Origin of the sequence: Methylobacterium sp. V23 (assembly GCF_002917135.1) — a bacterium.
Classification (GTDB): Bacteria; Pseudomonadota; Alphaproteobacteria; order Rhizobiales; family Beijerinckiaceae; genus Methylobacterium.
The window spans coordinates 206,858-221,802 of the sequence record NZ_PDHT01000003.1 but is presented as its reverse complement, the minus strand read 5'-3'; the positions used below and the strand labels follow the sequence as shown (position 1 = coordinate 221,802).

General features: G+C 69.0%; 18 protein-coding genes. 10 read left to right on the top strand and 8 right to left on the bottom strand.

From position 1 onward, the window contains the following. The first annotated feature begins 87 nt into the window (after positions 1-87). The 3 genes from CRT23_RS05550 (at position 88) to CRT23_RS05540 (ending at position 1,575) form a co-directional block, all read left to right on the top strand. A complete protein-coding gene (locus CRT23_RS05550; protein ID WP_103708907.1) occupies positions 88-834 on the top strand; it encodes an N-formylglutamate amidohydrolase in 747 nt (248 codons plus the stop codon). A 50-nt stretch (positions 835-884) separates the two neighbouring features. Beyond that, positions 885-1,193, top strand: a complete 309-nt coding sequence (locus CRT23_RS05545; RefSeq protein WP_055951810.1) for a DUF1244 domain-containing protein — start codon at positions 885-887, stop codon at positions 1,191-1,193. A 115-nt stretch (positions 1,194-1,308) separates the two neighbouring features. Continuing rightward, positions 1,309-1,575, top strand: coding sequence for a DUF2312 domain-containing protein (locus CRT23_RS05540; RefSeq protein ID WP_055951813.1), 267 nt, complete (start codon positions 1,309-1,311; stop codon positions 1,573-1,575). A gap of 93 nt (positions 1,576-1,668) precedes the next feature. Here CRT23_RS05540 and CRT23_RS29570 read toward each other — a convergent pair whose 3' ends face one another. The 3 genes from CRT23_RS29570 to CRT23_RS05525 all read right to left on the bottom strand — a co-directional run bounded on the left by CRT23_RS29570 (position 1,669) and on the right by CRT23_RS05525 (position 3,832). After that, positions 1,669-1,803 (bottom strand): hypothetical protein, encoded by a 135-nt coding sequence (locus CRT23_RS29570; RefSeq protein WP_280951954.1) that lies wholly within the window; start codon positions 1,801-1,803, stop codon positions 1,669-1,671. 183 nt (positions 1,804-1,986) lie between these two features. Next, the gene (locus CRT23_RS05530) at positions 1,987-2,295 is read right to left on the bottom strand and encodes a hypothetical protein (protein WP_055951817.1); all 309 of its coding nucleotides are present in this window, start codon (positions 2,293-2,295) and stop codon (positions 1,987-1,989) included. Between the two features lie 202 nt (positions 2,296-2,497). Continuing rightward, the gene (locus CRT23_RS05525) at positions 2,498-3,832 is read right to left on the bottom strand and encodes an MFS transporter (RefSeq protein WP_055951820.1); all 1,335 of its coding nucleotides are present in this window, start codon (positions 3,830-3,832) and stop codon (positions 2,498-2,500) included. Between the two features lie 346 nt (positions 3,833-4,178). On the opposite strand from CRT23_RS05525, the gene cyoA reads away from it, so the two are divergent. From cyoA to CRT23_RS05500, 5 genes are read left to right on the top strand one after another with little or no spacing between them, the layout of a single operon-like run. After that, positions 4,179-5,387, top strand: a complete 1,209-nt coding sequence (gene cyoA, locus CRT23_RS05520; protein WP_103708906.1) for a ubiquinol oxidase subunit II — start codon at positions 4,179-4,181, stop codon at positions 5,385-5,387. Between the two features lie 60 nt (positions 5,388-5,447). Beyond that, complete coding sequence (gene cyoB / locus CRT23_RS05515) at positions 5,448-7,451, top strand: cytochrome o ubiquinol oxidase subunit I (RefSeq protein WP_103708905.1); 2,004 nt, start codon at positions 5,448-5,450, stop codon at positions 7,449-7,451. 1 nt (position 7,452) lies between these two features. Then, complete coding sequence (gene cyoC / locus CRT23_RS05510) at positions 7,453-8,124, top strand: cytochrome o ubiquinol oxidase subunit III (RefSeq protein ID WP_244477328.1); 672 nt, start codon at positions 7,453-7,455, stop codon at positions 8,122-8,124. After that, a complete protein-coding gene (cyoD, locus tag CRT23_RS05505; protein WP_103708904.1) occupies positions 8,121-8,525 on the top strand; it encodes a cytochrome o ubiquinol oxidase subunit IV in 405 nt (134 codons plus the stop codon). Before cyoC ends, cyoD begins: the two co-directional genes overlap by 4 nt. Further along, a complete protein-coding gene (locus CRT23_RS05500; protein ID WP_103708903.1) occupies positions 8,525-9,280 on the top strand; it encodes an SURF1 family protein in 756 nt (251 codons plus the stop codon). The genes cyoD and CRT23_RS05500 overlap by 1 nt, the downstream gene beginning before the upstream one ends. 2 nt (positions 9,281-9,282) lie before the next feature. Here the strand turns inward: CRT23_RS05500 and CRT23_RS05495 are convergent, their stop codons facing one another. Together CRT23_RS05495 and CRT23_RS05490 are read right to left on the bottom strand one after the other, a co-directional pair. Then, the gene (locus tag CRT23_RS05495; protein WP_103708902.1) at positions 9,283-9,909 is read right to left on the bottom strand and encodes an alpha/beta hydrolase; all 627 of its coding nucleotides are present in this window, start codon (positions 9,907-9,909) and stop codon (positions 9,283-9,285) included. Positions 9,910-9,983: 74 nt separating this feature from the next. Beyond that, complete coding sequence (locus CRT23_RS05490) at positions 9,984-10,913, bottom strand: ring-cleaving dioxygenase (protein ID WP_103708901.1); 930 nt, start codon at positions 10,911-10,913, stop codon at positions 9,984-9,986. Positions 10,914-11,039: 126 nt separating this feature from the next. On the opposite strand from CRT23_RS05490, the gene CRT23_RS05485 reads away from it, so the two are divergent. Next, on the top strand, positions 11,040-12,014 hold the full coding sequence (locus tag CRT23_RS05485) for a LysR family transcriptional regulator (RefSeq protein WP_103708900.1): 975 nt from the start codon (positions 11,040-11,042) through the stop codon (positions 12,012-12,014). A gap of 9 nt (positions 12,015-12,023) precedes the next feature. On the opposite strand, the gene CRT23_RS05480 is transcribed toward CRT23_RS05485, so the two are convergent. Continuing rightward, on the bottom strand, positions 12,024-12,251 hold the full coding sequence (locus tag CRT23_RS05480; protein ID WP_055953610.1) for a hypothetical protein: 228 nt from the start codon (positions 12,249-12,251) through the stop codon (positions 12,024-12,026). A gap of 185 nt (positions 12,252-12,436) precedes the next feature. On the opposite strand from CRT23_RS05480, the gene CRT23_RS05475 reads away from it, so the two are divergent. Next, positions 12,437-12,964 carry a DUF4142 domain-containing protein gene (locus CRT23_RS05475; RefSeq protein WP_055951847.1) on the top strand — a complete coding sequence of 176 codons (528 nt, stop codon included), beginning with the start codon at positions 12,437-12,439 and terminating at the stop codon, positions 12,962-12,964. 55 nt (positions 12,965-13,019) lie between these two features. Here CRT23_RS05475 and CRT23_RS05470 read toward each other — a convergent pair whose 3' ends face one another. Both CRT23_RS05470 and CRT23_RS05465 read right to left on the bottom strand, forming a co-directional pair. After that, the gene (locus CRT23_RS05470) at positions 13,020-13,826 is read right to left on the bottom strand and encodes a transglutaminase family protein (protein WP_103708899.1); all 807 of its coding nucleotides are present in this window, start codon (positions 13,824-13,826) and stop codon (positions 13,020-13,022) included. A 73-nt stretch (positions 13,827-13,899) separates the two neighbouring features. Continuing rightward, the gene (locus tag CRT23_RS05465; protein WP_103708898.1) at positions 13,900-14,820 is read right to left on the bottom strand and encodes a transglutaminase family protein; all 921 of its coding nucleotides are present in this window, start codon (positions 14,818-14,820) and stop codon (positions 13,900-13,902) included. Positions 14,821-14,945 lie beyond the last annotated feature (125 nt).

Genomic DNA, 14,945 nt, shown 5'->3' with positions numbered 1-14,945 from the left:
GATACGTGCTGTGCCCGACGCTCGCCGCCTCGGCAAGCCGCGCGTTCGCGGGATCAGCGCCCGCGCCAAACCGGACCGTGTCTCCCCATGCAGCCACCGCATCCCGTCGAGACCATCCCGGGCGATCCCGCCGGGGGCCTGCTCCTGATCTGCGACCACGCCTCGAACCATGTACCGGAGGACCTCGCCCAGCTCGGGGTGCCGGAGCATGAGTTCGCCCGCCACATCGCCTACGACATCGGCGCCGCCGCGGTGACGCGCCGGCTCGCCGAGGCCCTGAACGCCCCCGCGATCCTGACCCGGTTCTCGCGCCTGATCATCGACCCGAACCGGGGCCGCGCCGACCCGACCCTGGTGATGCGCCTCTCCGACGGGGCGGTGGTCCCGGGCAATGCCCGCATCGACGCGGCGGGCAAGGCCGAGCGCATCCGGCGCTTCTACGAACCCTTCGACGAAGCGATCGAGGCCGGGATCGCGCGGGCCGAGGCCGGCGGCACCCGCCCGGCCATCGTCACCATCCACAGCTTCACGCCGTATTGGCGCGGCGTGCCGCGCCCCTGGGAGGTCGGCATCCTCTGGGACCGGGACGACCGGATGAGCGCGCCGCTGATCGCGGGGCTCCGGGCCGACCCGGCCGGACTGACGGTCGGCGACAACGAGCCCTATGGCGGCGGGCTGCCCGGCGACACGATCGACCGCCACGCCATGGCGCGGGGCCTGCCGAACGCGCTGGTGGAGATCCGCCAGGACCTGATCGCCGCGGAGGCGGGACAGCTCGCCTGGGCGGAGCGATTCGCACGCCTCCTGCGGCCGATGCTGCCGATCCACGCTTGACGGGACGCCCCGGCGCGCCGACCTCAGGCTCAGATTGGGAGAGACGCATCATGACCGAGATCGACGACGCCACCCGCACCGAGCTCGAGGCCGCCGTGTTCCGGCGCCTCGTCGCTCACCTGCAGACCCGCACGGACGTGCAGAACATCGACCTGATGAACATGGCCGGCTTCTGCCGCAACTGCCTGTCGAACTGGCTCAAGGACGCCGCCGATGAGCGCGGCCTGCCCATGGACAAGGACGAGAGCCGCGAGCGCGTCTACGGCATGCCCTTCGCCGAGTGGAAGCGCCTGCACCAGTCCGAGGCGACGCCCGAGCAGCAGGCGGCGTTCGCCAAGGCGGCCGCGGAGCCACACTGAGGCCGGGGCCGGGGGAATGGCCGGGCCGTACTAAGGTCCCGGTAAGCTTGACGGCTTAGTGAGGCGGTTCCGGCGCAGCCCCCCGCGCCTCGCAGATCAGGGACTTGAGACGACCATGGCCGCATCCGCCGCACCCGCCGTCGACGCTTCCTCCGTCGCCGCCGACCAGCTGAAGAGCTTCATCGAGCGCATCGAGCGCCTCGAGGAGGAGAAGGCCGGCCTCGCCTCCGACATCAAGGATGTCTACGCCGAGGCCAAGGGCACCGGCTTCGACACCAAGGCCCTGCGCAGGATCATCTCCCTGCGCAAGAAGGACCATGCCGAGCGCCAGGAGGAGGAAGCCATCCTCGAGCTCTACATGCAGGCCCTCGGGATGGTCTGAGCGCCCGCCCTCGTCCCCGAGGCCGCCCGCAGGTCGGACGCCCCGGGGCGCGGTTTCGGCGCTGGGACCGGGCGCCATCGGCGTCAGCCCGCCTCACCGACTTCGAAACTCAGCGCCGACCTCGCCCATGCGGAGATCGGCGGCGGTACCGATGCGGGTTACGCCTTCCAGCCCGGCAGCCCCGCCAAGCCCGCTCGTCTCGAGTCCCTGAGCATCGTCGGCGGCCATGATCACAGCGCCGACGAATTCGCGGGGCTCGCCAGCATCACGCCGCGGCTCGACCTCGCGACCGGCCTGGTGATGGAGGTGTCGCGGGACCCGGCCCGCTGAGCGGGCCCGTGCCCGGATCCCCAAGTCGGCGTTGACGGCTCTTCCGAGCCGTACGGGAGGGCAGGACGCGCCCCGTCCGCGTCAGCGCAGGACCCGGGGCGGCGCTCCGCCCGATGCGTCAGGTCCGTCCGCATCGCACAGGCCGGCCCAGAGCTTCCACTCGGTCCAGGCCTGCTCCAGGGCCGCCACGGCCTCGTCCCGGGTCGATACGGTCGCTCCCCGCCGGAACGGGGCCGCCCCGATGTCGAGGTGCAAGCCCCAGGTCCATTGCGCGTCGGGCGCGGGATCGTCGCGGATGCAATCCACCCGCCCGACAATCAGCGCGCCGCTCGTGATGACGTAGGTCTCGCGCGGGTGGTCCTCGAGGCGGGTGTAGATCAGCTTCGCCACGATGCCCTGTGCCCCTGTCCCTCTGAACCGTCGCCCCGCGTCCGGTCCGCCCCCGGCATCCTACCTCAGGGATCGCGTGCGCGAACCCGGCGATCCTGCGTCCCAATGGGCGATGCGGGGACGTCGCGGCCGGGCCGCAACGAAAAAGCCCCGGCGGCACGGGGCCGTCCGGGGCTCGATCATCGCGCCGTGAGCGTGTCCTTCAGAGGCGGGCGGTCTCGCGGCGGTTGAAGGCGAGGGCGCAGAGCGTCGCGACCGCGCCGGAGAGGAGGTAGACGCCGACCCAGGAGAGGCCGAAGCGGCTGGAAACGCTGAGCGCCACCAGGGGCGCGAAGCCCGCGCCGATCAGCCAGGCGAGATCGGAGGTCAGGGCGGCACCGGTATAGCGGAAGCGCGTGCCCAGATTGGCGGTCACCGAGCCCGAGGTCTGGCCGTAAGAGAGCCCGAGCAGGCCGAACCCGATCAGGACGTAGATGGTCTGGCCGAGCTCGCTGTCGCCGAAGACGATCGGTGCGGCGATGCTGGCCAGGGCGAACAGACCGATCAGGCCGGCCGCCACGCCCACCAGGGTGCGCCGCCCGATGCGGTCGGCGAGCACGCCGGACAGCACGATGGTGCCGGCGGCCAGGAAGGCGCCCGAGCACTGGACCAGCAGGAACTCGCCCGCCGAGCGGCCGGTGAACAGGTGGATCCAGCTGATCGGGAAGACGGTCACGAGGTGGAACAGGGCGAAGCTCGCCAGCGGCACCACGGCGCCGATGAGGACGAAGCGGCCATGCGTGCGCAGGAGCTCCAGCACCGGGGTCGGCTCCAGCTCCTGCATCTGCAGCATCCGCGAGAATTCCTCGGTGGCCACCAACCGCAGGCGGGCGAACAGCGCCACGACGTTGATCGCGAAGGCCACGAAGAACGGGTAGCGCCAGCCCCAATCGAGGAAGTCGGCGTTGGAGACGTTGCCGAGGAAGAACGCGAACAGGGCGCTCGCCAGCATGAAGCCCACCGGGGCGCCGAGCTGCGGGATCATCGCGTACCAGCCGCGCTGCTTCTCGGGGGCATTGAGCGCCAGCAGCGAGGCGAGGCCGTCCCAGGCGCCCCCGAGGGCCAGACCCTGGCCGAAGCGCAGGGCCGCCAGGATCCAGATCGAGAGCGCGCCGATCTGATGATAGTTCGGCAGGAAGCCGATCGCCATGGTCGAGCCGCCGAGCAGGAACAGCGCGATGGTCAGCTTCGCGGCCCGGCCGTGCCGGCGATCGATCTCCATGAAGATCACCGAGCCGATCGGGCGGGCGATGAACGCCAGGGCGAACAGCGCGAAGGCGTAGAGCGTGCCGGTCAGCGGGTCGGCGAAGGGGAAGAACACGCCGGGGAAGATTAGCACCGAGGCGATGCCGTAGACGAAGAAGTCGAAATACTCCGCGGCGCGCCCGATCACCACGCCGATGGCGATCTCGCCCGGCGCGACCGTGTGATCGCTCGACGCCTCGTGCGCGTCGCGCTCCAGCGACGTGGTGGAGGGCACTGCATAGTCTGCGCTCATCGAGGAAACCGTGCTCGCTTCATGCGTTCGTGGCCGAATCGGGTGCAGCGCGGTGCGCGACACCCGGAGGATGGGACACCTGTACGCCTCGCCCTTTGTCTGCGTCAAAGCGCAGCGTGACGCGGCCTCCGGCAAACAGCGCGGTATCTTGGCGCAATGCATCTCGGTGTGGAGAAGGTCCATAGCGCGGTTTGTCTGAACAGCGCTATGAGCCTAGCGCTGATCAGACGCGCTGGCTGCGACTTGCTAGATTGATGCAATGCAGCGAAGTGACGTCCGACGATTCCTCCGTGGGCCAATCGCGGCCGACGGACGTCGCTCTTCCGAGATGGTGCCAAACGAGTCCATGCCGGTCAAAACGCTCCGTACGCTCGCGCTCCTCCCGCTGTTCGGCCTGCTCTCGGGCTGCAACATGGTCCTGATGCAGCCCTCCGGCGACATCGCGACCCGCCAGCGCGACCTGATCCTGGCCTCCACCGGCCTGATGCTCCTCATCATCATCCCGGTGATCGCCTTCACCCTCCTGTTCGCGTGGCGCTACCGGGTTTCGAACACCAAGGCCGAGTACGATCCCGACTGGCACCACTCGACGCAGCTCGAGGTGCTGATCTGGTCGGCGCCGCTGGTCATCGTGATCGCCCTCGGGGCGCTGACCTGGATCAGCACCCACACCCTCGATCCCTACCGGCCCCTGAGCCGTCTCGACGCGGACCGGCCGCTGCCGGCGGGGGTGAAGCCCCTGTCGGTCGAGGTCGTCGCACTCGATTGGAAATGGCTGTTCTTCTACCCAGATCAGGGCATCGCCACCGTCAACGAACTGGTGGCGCCGGTCGATGTGCCGATCTCCTTCAAGATCACCTCCGCCACCGTCATGAACTCATTCTTCATCCCCGCGCTCGCCGGGCAGATCTACGCCATGGCCGGCATGGAGACGAAGCTCCACGCGGTGATCAACAAGGCCGGCACCTATGAGGGCCTCTCGGCCAATTACAGCGGCTCCGGCTTCTCGCGGATGAACTTCAAGTTCCACGGCCTCGACCAGGCTGGGTTCGACCAGTGGGTCGCCAAGGTGAAGGCCGAGGGCAAGCCCCTCGACCGCCAGAGCTACCTCGCCCTCGAGAAGCCGAGCGAGCGCGAGCCGGTGCGCTACTTCTCCACCGTGGAGAACGGACTCTACGGCGCAGTGCTCAACATGTGCGCCGTGCCCGGCAAGATGTGCATGAACGAGATGATGCACATCGACGCCATGGGCGGGGCGGGCAAGGAGAGCCACGGCAACCGCGAGCGGCTGGAATACGACAACCGCTACGCCGAGCAGGGCGTCGAGGCCCCGGCCGCCACGGTCGGGGGGTCGGGCCGCGAATCCCACAGCCGCGAGCAGCCCGAGGGCATGAAGCCGAAGTCGATCGCCCCCGACGTCAAGCCCGACTCGGCGCCCGAACATTCCGGCCACGACCATTCGGGACACGACCATGCGGGCCATGGCGGCCCGGCCGGCGACGGCAAGGACTCGAAGGGGTCCGACCCGATTGCACCCGGCCAACTCAATCGATAGCGCGGACGCCTCGGACGCCCGCGACCCCCATTCGGCACGCTTCTCTCACGAGCAGGTTCCATGTTCTCCAATCCGGATCTCCAGAAGCTCCTGTTCGGGCGCCTGACGCTCGATGCCGTGCCGCTTCATGAGCCGATCCTCCTCATCACCTTCGCGATGGTCGGCCTCGGCGGTGTCGCGGTCCTCGGCGCACTCACCTATTTCCGCCTCTGGGGTCCCCTCTGGCGCGACTGGTTCACCTCCGTCGATCACAAGAAGATCGGCATCATGTACATCGTGCTCGCGCTGGTCATGCTGCTGCGCGGCTTCGCCGATGCGCTGATGATGCGCGCGCAGCAGGCGATGGCCTTCGGGCCGAACGAGGGCTACCTGCCGCCGCATCACTACGACCAGATCTTCACCGCCCACGGCGTGATCATGATCTTCTTCGTGGCGATGCCGCTGGTCACGGGCCTGATGAACTTCGTCGTGCCGCTGCAGATCGGCGCCCGCGACGTGGCCTTTCCGTTCCTCAACAACTTCAGCTTCTGGATGACGGTGAGCGGCGCCGTGACCGTGATGGCCTCGCTGTTCGTCGGCGAGTTCGCCCGCACCGGCTGGCTCGCCTATCCGCCGCTCTCGGGGCCCGCCATGAGCCCGGGGGTCGGCGTCGACTACTACATCTGGGCGCTGCAGATCGCCGGCATCGGGACCCTGCTCTCAGGCATCAACCTAATCGCCACCATCGTGAAGATGCGCGCCCCCGGCATGACCATGATGAAGATGCCGGTCTTCACCTGGACCGCGCTCTGCACCAATATCCTCATCGTCGCCGCCTTCCCCATCCTCACGGCCGTTCTCGCGCTGCTGTCGCTCGACCGCTACGTCGGCACGCACTTCTTCTCGAACGACCTCGGCGGCAACCCGATGATGTACGTGAACCTGGTTTGGATCTGGGGTCACCCGGAGGTGTACATCCTCATCCTGCCGGCCTTCGGCGTGTTTTCGGAGATCGTCTCGACCTTCTCGAGCAAGCGCCTCTTCGGCTACGCCTCGATGGTCTACGCCACCGTCGTGATCACGATCCTGTCCTACCTGGTGTGGCTGCACCACTTCTTCACGATGGGCTCCGGCGCCAGCGTGAACTCGTTCTTCGGCATCACGACGATGATCATCTCGATCCCGACGGGTGCGAAGATCTTCAACTGGCTGTTCACCATGTACAAGGGCCGCATCCGGTTCGAGGTGCCGATGCTCTGGACGGTCGGCTTCATGGTGACCTTCGTCATCGGCGGCATGACCGGCGTGCTGCTCGCCGTGCCCCCGGCCGACTTCGTGCTGCACAACTCGCTGTTCCTGATCGCCCACTTCCACAACGTCATCATCGGCGGCGTGCTGTTCGGCATGCTGGCCGGCATCACCTACTGGTTCCCGAAGGCCTTCGGCTTCAAGCTCGACGACTTCTGGGGCAAGGTGTCGTTCTGGTTCTGGCTGACCGGGTTCTGGGTCGCCTTCATGCCGCTCTACGTCCTCGGCCTGATGGGCGTCACCCGCCGCGTGCAGCACTTCGACGATCCGTCCCTGCAGATCTGGTTCATCATCGCCGCCTTCGGCGCCGTGCTGATCCTCTGCGGCATCGCCTCCTTCGCGATCACCCTGGTCGTCAGCGTCCTGCGCCGCGAGCAGCTGCGCGACACGACCGGCGACCCGTGGGGCGGCCGGACCCTGGAATGGGCGACCTCGTCGCCGCCGCCGGACTACAACTTCGCCTTCACGCCCGTGATCCACGATCACGACGCGTGGTGGGACATGAAGAAGCGCGGCTATGCCCGCCCGATGCAGGGGTTCCAGGCGATCCACATGCCGAAGAGCACCGCGGCCGGCATCATCCTCGGCGTCCTCAGCATCGTCTTCGCCTTCGCGATGATCTGGTACATCTGGTGGCTCGCGGCCTTCAGCTTCGCCGCGATCGCGGTCGTCGCGATCGGCCACACCTTCAACTACAACCGCGACTTCTACATCCCGGCCGACGAGGTCGTCCGGACGGAAGGCCAGCGGACGGCCCTTCTGGCGGAGCGCGTCTGAGATCATGGCAACCCACGCGACCCCGGCCATGAACTTCGAACCCGGGCGGAACCCCGGGGTCACCATTCCCCAGGTCGATCCGACGACCTTCTACGACGCCAAGGGCGAGCATCACCCGGAAGGGAGCACGATGCTCGGCTTCTGGCTCTACCTGATGAGCGACTGCCTCATCTTCGCGGCGCTGTTCGCCACCTACGCGGTGGTGGGCCGGAACTACGCCGCGGGCCCGTCGCCGAAGGATCTGTTCGACCTGCCGCTGGTGGCGTTGAACACCTCGATGCTGCTGTTCTCCTCCATCACCTACGGCTTCGCCATGCTGGAGATGGAGAAGGGCGACCTCAGCCGGGTGCAGATCTGGCTGGCGGTGACCGGCCTGTTCGGTCTCGCCTTCGTGGGCCTCGAACTCTACGAGTTCCACCACCTGATCCACGAGGGCGCGACGCCCCAGCGCAGCGCCTTCCTGTCGGCCTTCTTCACCCTGGTCGGCACCCACGGCCTGCACGTCAGCCTCGGCATCGTCTGGCTGGTGACCCTGATGGCGCAGGTGCACAAGCGCGGCCTGGTGCCCGAGAACAAGCGCCGGCTGCTCTGCCTCAGCATGTTCTGGCACTTCCTCGACGTGATCTGGATCGGCGTCTTCACCTTCGTGTACCTGATGGGAGTCCTGCAATGAGCGCCGCGTCGAAGGCAGGACACGTCGATCACGGACACGTCGATCACGGGCATGGACACGGGCATGGGCATGCCGACGCCGGCAGCCACGGGAGCTTCCGGGACTACATGACCGGCTTCGTGCTGTCGGTCATCCTGACGGCGATTCCGTTCATCCTGGTGATGGGCAACATCCTTGGCAACGACCGCATCACCGGCATCGTCATCATGGGCTTCGCGGTGGCGCAGATCGTGGTGCACATGATCTACTTCCTCCACATGAACACGAAGTCCGAGGGCGGTTGGACCATCCTGGCGCTGATCTTCACCCTGACGCTGGTGATCATCACGCTCGCGGGCTCCCTCTGGGTGATGTACCACCTCAACACCAACATGATGCCGCAGCACATGCATATGGGCTGATGGCCAGCCCACGGCCGGCGGCGCGGCGCTCCCGATTCGCCCTCGCTGCCATCACCGTCACGGGGCTGATCCTCGTGGCGGCCCTCGCGACCCTGGGGACCTGGCAGGTCCATCGCCGGACCTGGAAGCACGCGCTGATCGCCAGGGTCGAGGCCCGGGTCCAGGCCGCGCCGGTCGAGCCGCCCGGCCCCGGCGCCTGGGATGGCCTCACCGCGGATGCAGACGCCTATCGCCGGGTGCGGACGCGCGGGCATTTCCGCAACGATCGCGAGACCCTCGTCCAGGCCGTCACCGACCTCGGCGCCGGGTTCTGGGTGCTGACGCCCCTGGAGCGCGCCGACGGCACCACGATCCTGGTCAATCGTGGCTTCGTCCCCGGGGACCGGCGCGACCCGACCGCGCGGGCGGACGGGCAGGTCGATGGGGAAGCCGGCGTCACCGGTCTCCTGCGCCTGACCGAACCGGGCGGCGCCTTCCTGCGCAGCAACGCGCCCGAGGCCGGGCGCTGGTACTCGCGCGACGTCGCCGGAATCGCGGCGGCGCGGGGGCTCGGCCCCGTCGCCCCGTACTTCATCGACGCCGACGCCACACCGAACCCCGGCGGCTGGCCGGTGGGCGGGCTGACGATCGTGCATTTTCCGGACAACCACCTGGTCTACGCCATCACCTGGTACGTCCTCGCCCTGATGGTCCTGGGGGCGGTCGGCTACACCCTGGTCGATGCCCGCCGCGGCGCGCGACGGACATCCGCCTGAGGTCAGGCCGCGGCGAGACGCGTCAGCCAGACGCCGGCTTGTGCGACGTCGGCCTGCGAGAGCCCGTGCCCGACCGGCAGGGTCTCGTGGCTGACGGTGGCGCCGGCGGCCCGCAGGCGTTCGGCGAGCGACCCCACATTGGCCGCAGGCACGATCGGGTCGGCCGCGCCCGAGAGCATCAGCACCGGTCGGCCGGCGAGATCCACCGGCGGCGACTCGCGCAGCGGCACCATCGGGCGCAGCAGGACCGCGCCGGCCAAGACCCTGGGGTGCAGCAGGAGCAGCGCCGCCGCGATGTTGGCTCCGTTCGAGAACCCGACCGCCACCGGAGCGGCGAGCCCGTAGGCCGTCCGCGCCTCGGCGATGAAGCCGGCGAGGTCCGCGGCGCGGCGGCGGAGATCGGCCTCGTCGAACACGCCCTCCGCGAGACGGCGGAAGAAGCGGGGCATGCCGTTCTCCAGCACCGCGCCGCGGGGGGAGAGCAGCGCGGCGCCGGGCAGCAGGGTCCGGCCCAGCGGCAGGAGGTCGGTCTCGTCGCCGCCGGTGCCGTGCAGGAGCAGGAGCGGCGGCAGCCCCGGCGCGGTGGCGGGCACGAAGCGATGGGTGAGCCCCAGGGAGAGTTCGGTCATGGCAACCTCGCGGCGGTGAGGGTGAGGGCGCCCGCTCCGTCCGGAGCGGGCTTTCGTCTTTGGGCGGCTCGCGTTCAGGCGATGGTGGGCAGGTGCCCCTCGATCTGGGCCCGGTGGGGCTCCAGGAAGACCGGCAGCTTGAGCTCGCGGCCCAGGGTCTCTACCGGCTCGTCGACGGCGAAGCCCGGGACGTCGGTGGCGATCTCGAACAGCACCCCGCCCGGCTCGCGGAAGTAGACGGACCGGAAGTACTGCCGGTCCCGCTGCTCGGTGACGCCGAGCCCGTAGGTGCGGGTCAGCGTCTCCACCATCCGCGCCTGTTCCCCGTCATCCGCTGCCCGGAAGGCGATGTGGTGGACGGAGCCCGCGCCCTGGCGGCCGCGGAGGAACTCGCCCACCGCCCGCAGGGTGACGAAGCCCCCCTCCGGCGCGCCGCTGGCGTAGCGGATCGCTGCGCCCTCGCGTCCAGCCTCCCGGAAGCCGAACACCTCGGTCAGGATCGCCGCGGTGCCCTCCGCCTCCTTGAGCAGCAGGGTGACGCCGTGGAACCCGCGGATCGCGTGCTCCGCCGGAATCTCGGCGCCGGTCCAGGGCACATCCGTTTCCGTCGTGTCGGTGCCGACCAGGGCCAGCATCAGGCCATCGGGGTCGCGGAAGCGCAGGGTCGGTTCGCCCAAGACCTGCACCAGAGCCTCGTGCGTGACGCCCTTCTCGATGAAGCGATGGCTCCACCAGCCGATCGCGGCGTGCGGGACCCGGAACGCGGTCTCCTGGGTCTCGCCGATCCCGACCCGGCCGGGGGCCGCGTGCGCGATCGGGAAGAAGGTCAGGATCGTGCCGGGGCGGCCCGTCTCGTCGCCGTAATACAGATGGTAGGTGCCCGGATCGTCGAAGTTGACGGTCTTCTTCACCAGCCGAAGGCCGAGGACCCGGGTGTAGAACTCGACGTTGCGCTCGGCGGCGCCGGAAAACGCGGTGACGTGGTGAATGCCGTTCTGGGCCATGGGACGAACTCCTTCGGGGCCGCACCGCGCCGGGGACCGGCCGTGCTGCGATGACCGGAAGATGCGCCTTGCCTCCGCGTTCGAAAATGGAAACGATGGAAACGCATCGTTTCTCGAAGGTCACCGATGAAGCTCCCCGATTTCGAGGCCTGGGCCATCTTCGCCAAGGTGGTGGAGACCGGATCCTTCGGCCGCACCGCAACGGAGCTGGGCATCACCAAGGGCACGGTCTCCAAGGCCGTGACCCGCCTCGAAGCCCGCATCGGCGCGCGCCTGTTCCACCGCACCTCACGCAAGCTCGCCCTGACGGAGGCCGGCGCCTCGGCCCGGGAAGCCGCCGCGCGGATCCTGGCGGAGGGCGAAGCGGCCGAGGCCCTGGCACGGGACGCGGCGGCGCAGCCGCGCGGCAAGGTCCGGCTCGCCGCGCCCATGTCGTTCGGGGTGCTGCACGTGGCGCCCCTCCTGCCGGATTTCCTCGCGGCCCATCCGGGCCTGAGCATCGACCTGCATCTCGGCGACGACCTGATCGACCTCGTGGGCGGGGGCTTCGACCTCGGCCTGCGCATCGCCGCGCTGACGGATTCCTCGCTCCGGGCCCGCCGCCTCTGCGCGGTTCACCGCTCGCTCGTCGCCACGCCCGATTATCTCGCCCGGCACGGCTGGCCGGACCATCCGCACGACCTCGCGGGCCATGCCTGCCTCGGCTACGCCTACCTGCCGAGCCCGGATCGCTGGCGGTTCCTCGGCGCCGACGGCGAGGAGGCCACGGTGGTGCCGGATGGCCCTCTGAGGGCGAACAACGCCGATGCCCTGGCGCCGGCCCTGCGTGCCGGTCTCGGCCTCGCGGTTCAGCCGGACTTCATGGTGTGGGAGGACCTGCGCGACGGGCGCCTGGTCCGGGCTCTGCCGGGCTGGACGCCGCCGCGGATCGATCTCCACCTCGTCACCCCACCGGGCGATCCGCGCCCCGCCCGGGTGACCGCCCTGATCGCGTATCTGGCCCGCACCCTCTCGGCCGCGCCCTGGGCCGAGGGGCACGGCGCAGTGGGGCATGGCGCCGAGGGGCACGGCGCAGGGGGGCAGGCCGCGGTCCCGGCGTGAGCCGGCGACTCAGGCCTCGGCGATCTCCAGGGTGAGGCCGCGTCCGCGCAGCACCTTGTCGAGGCGCTGATGCATTTCCGGGCAGAGGTGGTTCACGCGCAGATGCAGGGTGTCGCCCTGCGGCGTGCCGGTGACCCACAGGCGGTAGCGCAGGCCCTCGTCCCGGAGCTGCTCCAGCAGGCGCTCGGAGGCAATCCGGTTGGCCTCGTTGTTCATCGCGATGAGGCGTGCATCCATCTTGGTCTCTCCTGCTTCCAGAGGTGCAACGCGCAGCGCGGGCCTTTTCGTCCCTGCAATCGGGATTCGTGGTGAAGCGGCGTGTGCCGGCTCACCGGAGGGGAGGGCGGTCCGCGCCGCCGCGCATCCGGAACACGGGGGCGACGCCGAGGTTCACGCGAATGCAATCGCCTGAGGAGGGTTCGATGACACGTAGGGCCATGATCGCCGTCGCGGTGCTGCTCGCGGGACCGGCCGCCGCGCAATCGGTGGGCGAGAAGACGGGGGTGAACGCGCTGATCGGCGTGAGCCCCTCCACCGCCGACTTCGTCACCCAGGCCGGCATCAGCGACCTCTTCGAGATCCAGACCAGCCGGCTCGCGGCCGAGCGCAGCGACGCTCCCACCAAGACCTACGCCCAGCAGATGATCGCCGATCACGAGAAGACCACCGGCGAGATGAAGTCGATGGTCCAGGGTGGAAAGCTGCAGGCCACCCTGCCGACGGCCCTCGACAGCACGCATCAGGGCAAGCTCGACACCCTGAAGGGCCTGCAGGGCGACGCCTTCACGAAGCAGTACCACAGCGATCAGGTGAAGGCGCACAAGGACGCCGTCGACCTGTTCCAGCGCTACGCCAAGGGCGGCGACAACCCGGAGCTGAAGGCCTGGGCCGCCAAGACCCAGCCGGCCCTCGAGCACCACCTCAAGATGGCGCAGGATCTCGACAAGTAGGTCCGGTAGTCCGGAGGGGCGGCGTCGTTGAGACCCGCCCCGACCTGCCGCGGGCTCAGAAGACCTCGTCCGTGTGGACGTCGAAGCGGGCAAGGTGCGCGTAGCCGAAGTTCGTGGTGATCGCCACGTCGGTGGCGTCGCGCCCACGGGCCATGACGATCCGGCCGATGCGCGGCGTGTTGTGGCGCGCATCGAAGGTGTACCAGGTCCCGTCAAGATAGGCCTCGAACCAGGCCGAGAAATCCATCGGGTCGGGCACCGGCGGAATGCCGATATCGCCCAGGTAGCCGGTGCAGTAGCGCGCCGGGATATTCATGCAGCGGCAGAACGCGACGGCGAGATGCGCGAAATCGCGGCAGACGCCCTGACGCTGCATGAAGCCGTCCCAGGCCGTCCGGGTGGCATCGGCGCACATGTAGTCGAAGCGGATGCGGTCGTGGACGTAATCGCAGATCGCCTGCACGCGGCCCCAGCCCGTGGGCGTGCCGCCGAACAGGGACCAGGCCGTCTCGGACAGCTTGTCGGTGTCGCAGTAGCGGCTGCCCAGGAGATAGACCAGCACGTCGTTGGGCAGGTTCTGGACCTCGATCTGCTGCGCGTTGGGCGCGTAGACGTCCGGAAAACCGGAATCCTGGACCACGAAATCGGCCGAGATCGTCAGGCGGCCGGGGGGCGTGACGATGCGTGTGCAGATGTTGTCGAACACGTCGCGATAGTTCTGCGACGGGATCGGCGGATCGAAACTGATGACGTGGGGGGTCAGAACGTCCGGCATGCGCGAGGGATGCACGCTCAACGCGAGGATCATCGGCGTTGGCTGAACCGATTCGAAGGCGATGTCGAACCCAGTCCTGATCTTCATGTCCACCACCTGATCCTGTCGAGAAACACACGCTCGTTGCTTGCGGCCGGGCAGCGGACGCCGCACCGGTGCGTCAACGCGCCAGATCCGGATCAGTCACCCGAGGCCCCCCGGCCCCCGGCTCGACTTCCTCGACATCGACGCTCACCGTCATGCCCAGATCGTCCGCCGGAAATCCGAAGAACGAGCCGTGCAGCGGGACTGCCTGGCGCGGGTCTCGCGCCACCGCGACCCGGATGAGGTCCCGATTGCCGACGATGCCGTTCGTCGGATCGAACTCGATCCAGCCCGCGCCGGGCAGGTAGACCTGCACCCAAGCATGAGTCGAGCCACCGCCCACGTGCCGGTCGCGATCCCCGCGTGGGTTGTGGAGGTAGCCCGAGACGAAGCGGGCCGCCATGCCGAGGGCACGGACGGCCTCGATCATCAACACCGCGAAATCGCGGCAGCTCCCGCGCTTGAGGCGCAGCGTCGTCGCCGGATCCTGTACGCCCTTCTCCGAGCGGGCGAGGTAGGCGAAGTTGCGCCGGACGCTGCGGGTCATCTCGGCCAGGAGATCTTGGGTCCCGATCCGTCCGGCGGGGGGGACGAAGCTGCGGGCCCAGGCATCGACCTCGTTGCGCGGATCGGCGTATTGCCGCTCCATCGAGCGGCTGAGATCCGGGATGTCGTCGGCCCCGTAGCCGAACGGGTAGAACGCCGCGTGGGCGGCGATCGGGAAGACCGGAACCGATTCCGGCGTGTGGTCGAGGGTGATCGCGCATTCGAAGGTGAGCTGCGCGGCCCGTCCCGTGAAGGTCGCCACGGCCACGCAGTTGCCGAAGACGTCGTGGAGCCAGCGCAGGCCGCTCGGCTCCGGCGTGATCTTGAGGGTCGCCGAAATCAGGCGCTGGTCGTAGCTGTCGCGCGGCCGGAACAGGATGCGGTGCTCACCGAAGCCCACCGGCTGCCGGTAACGGTAGGTGGTGAGGTGGCGGACGGACAGGATCGGCACGGGGGGGGCTCCACCACGCCGGATCGGCGTGGTCTGGTCGGCGCGGACGCGATGTTTGGGAATGCAAGTCGCGCGCCGGGGGTAACCCCTCACGGGATCGGCGGGAAACCGCCCGGTGGGGCGAT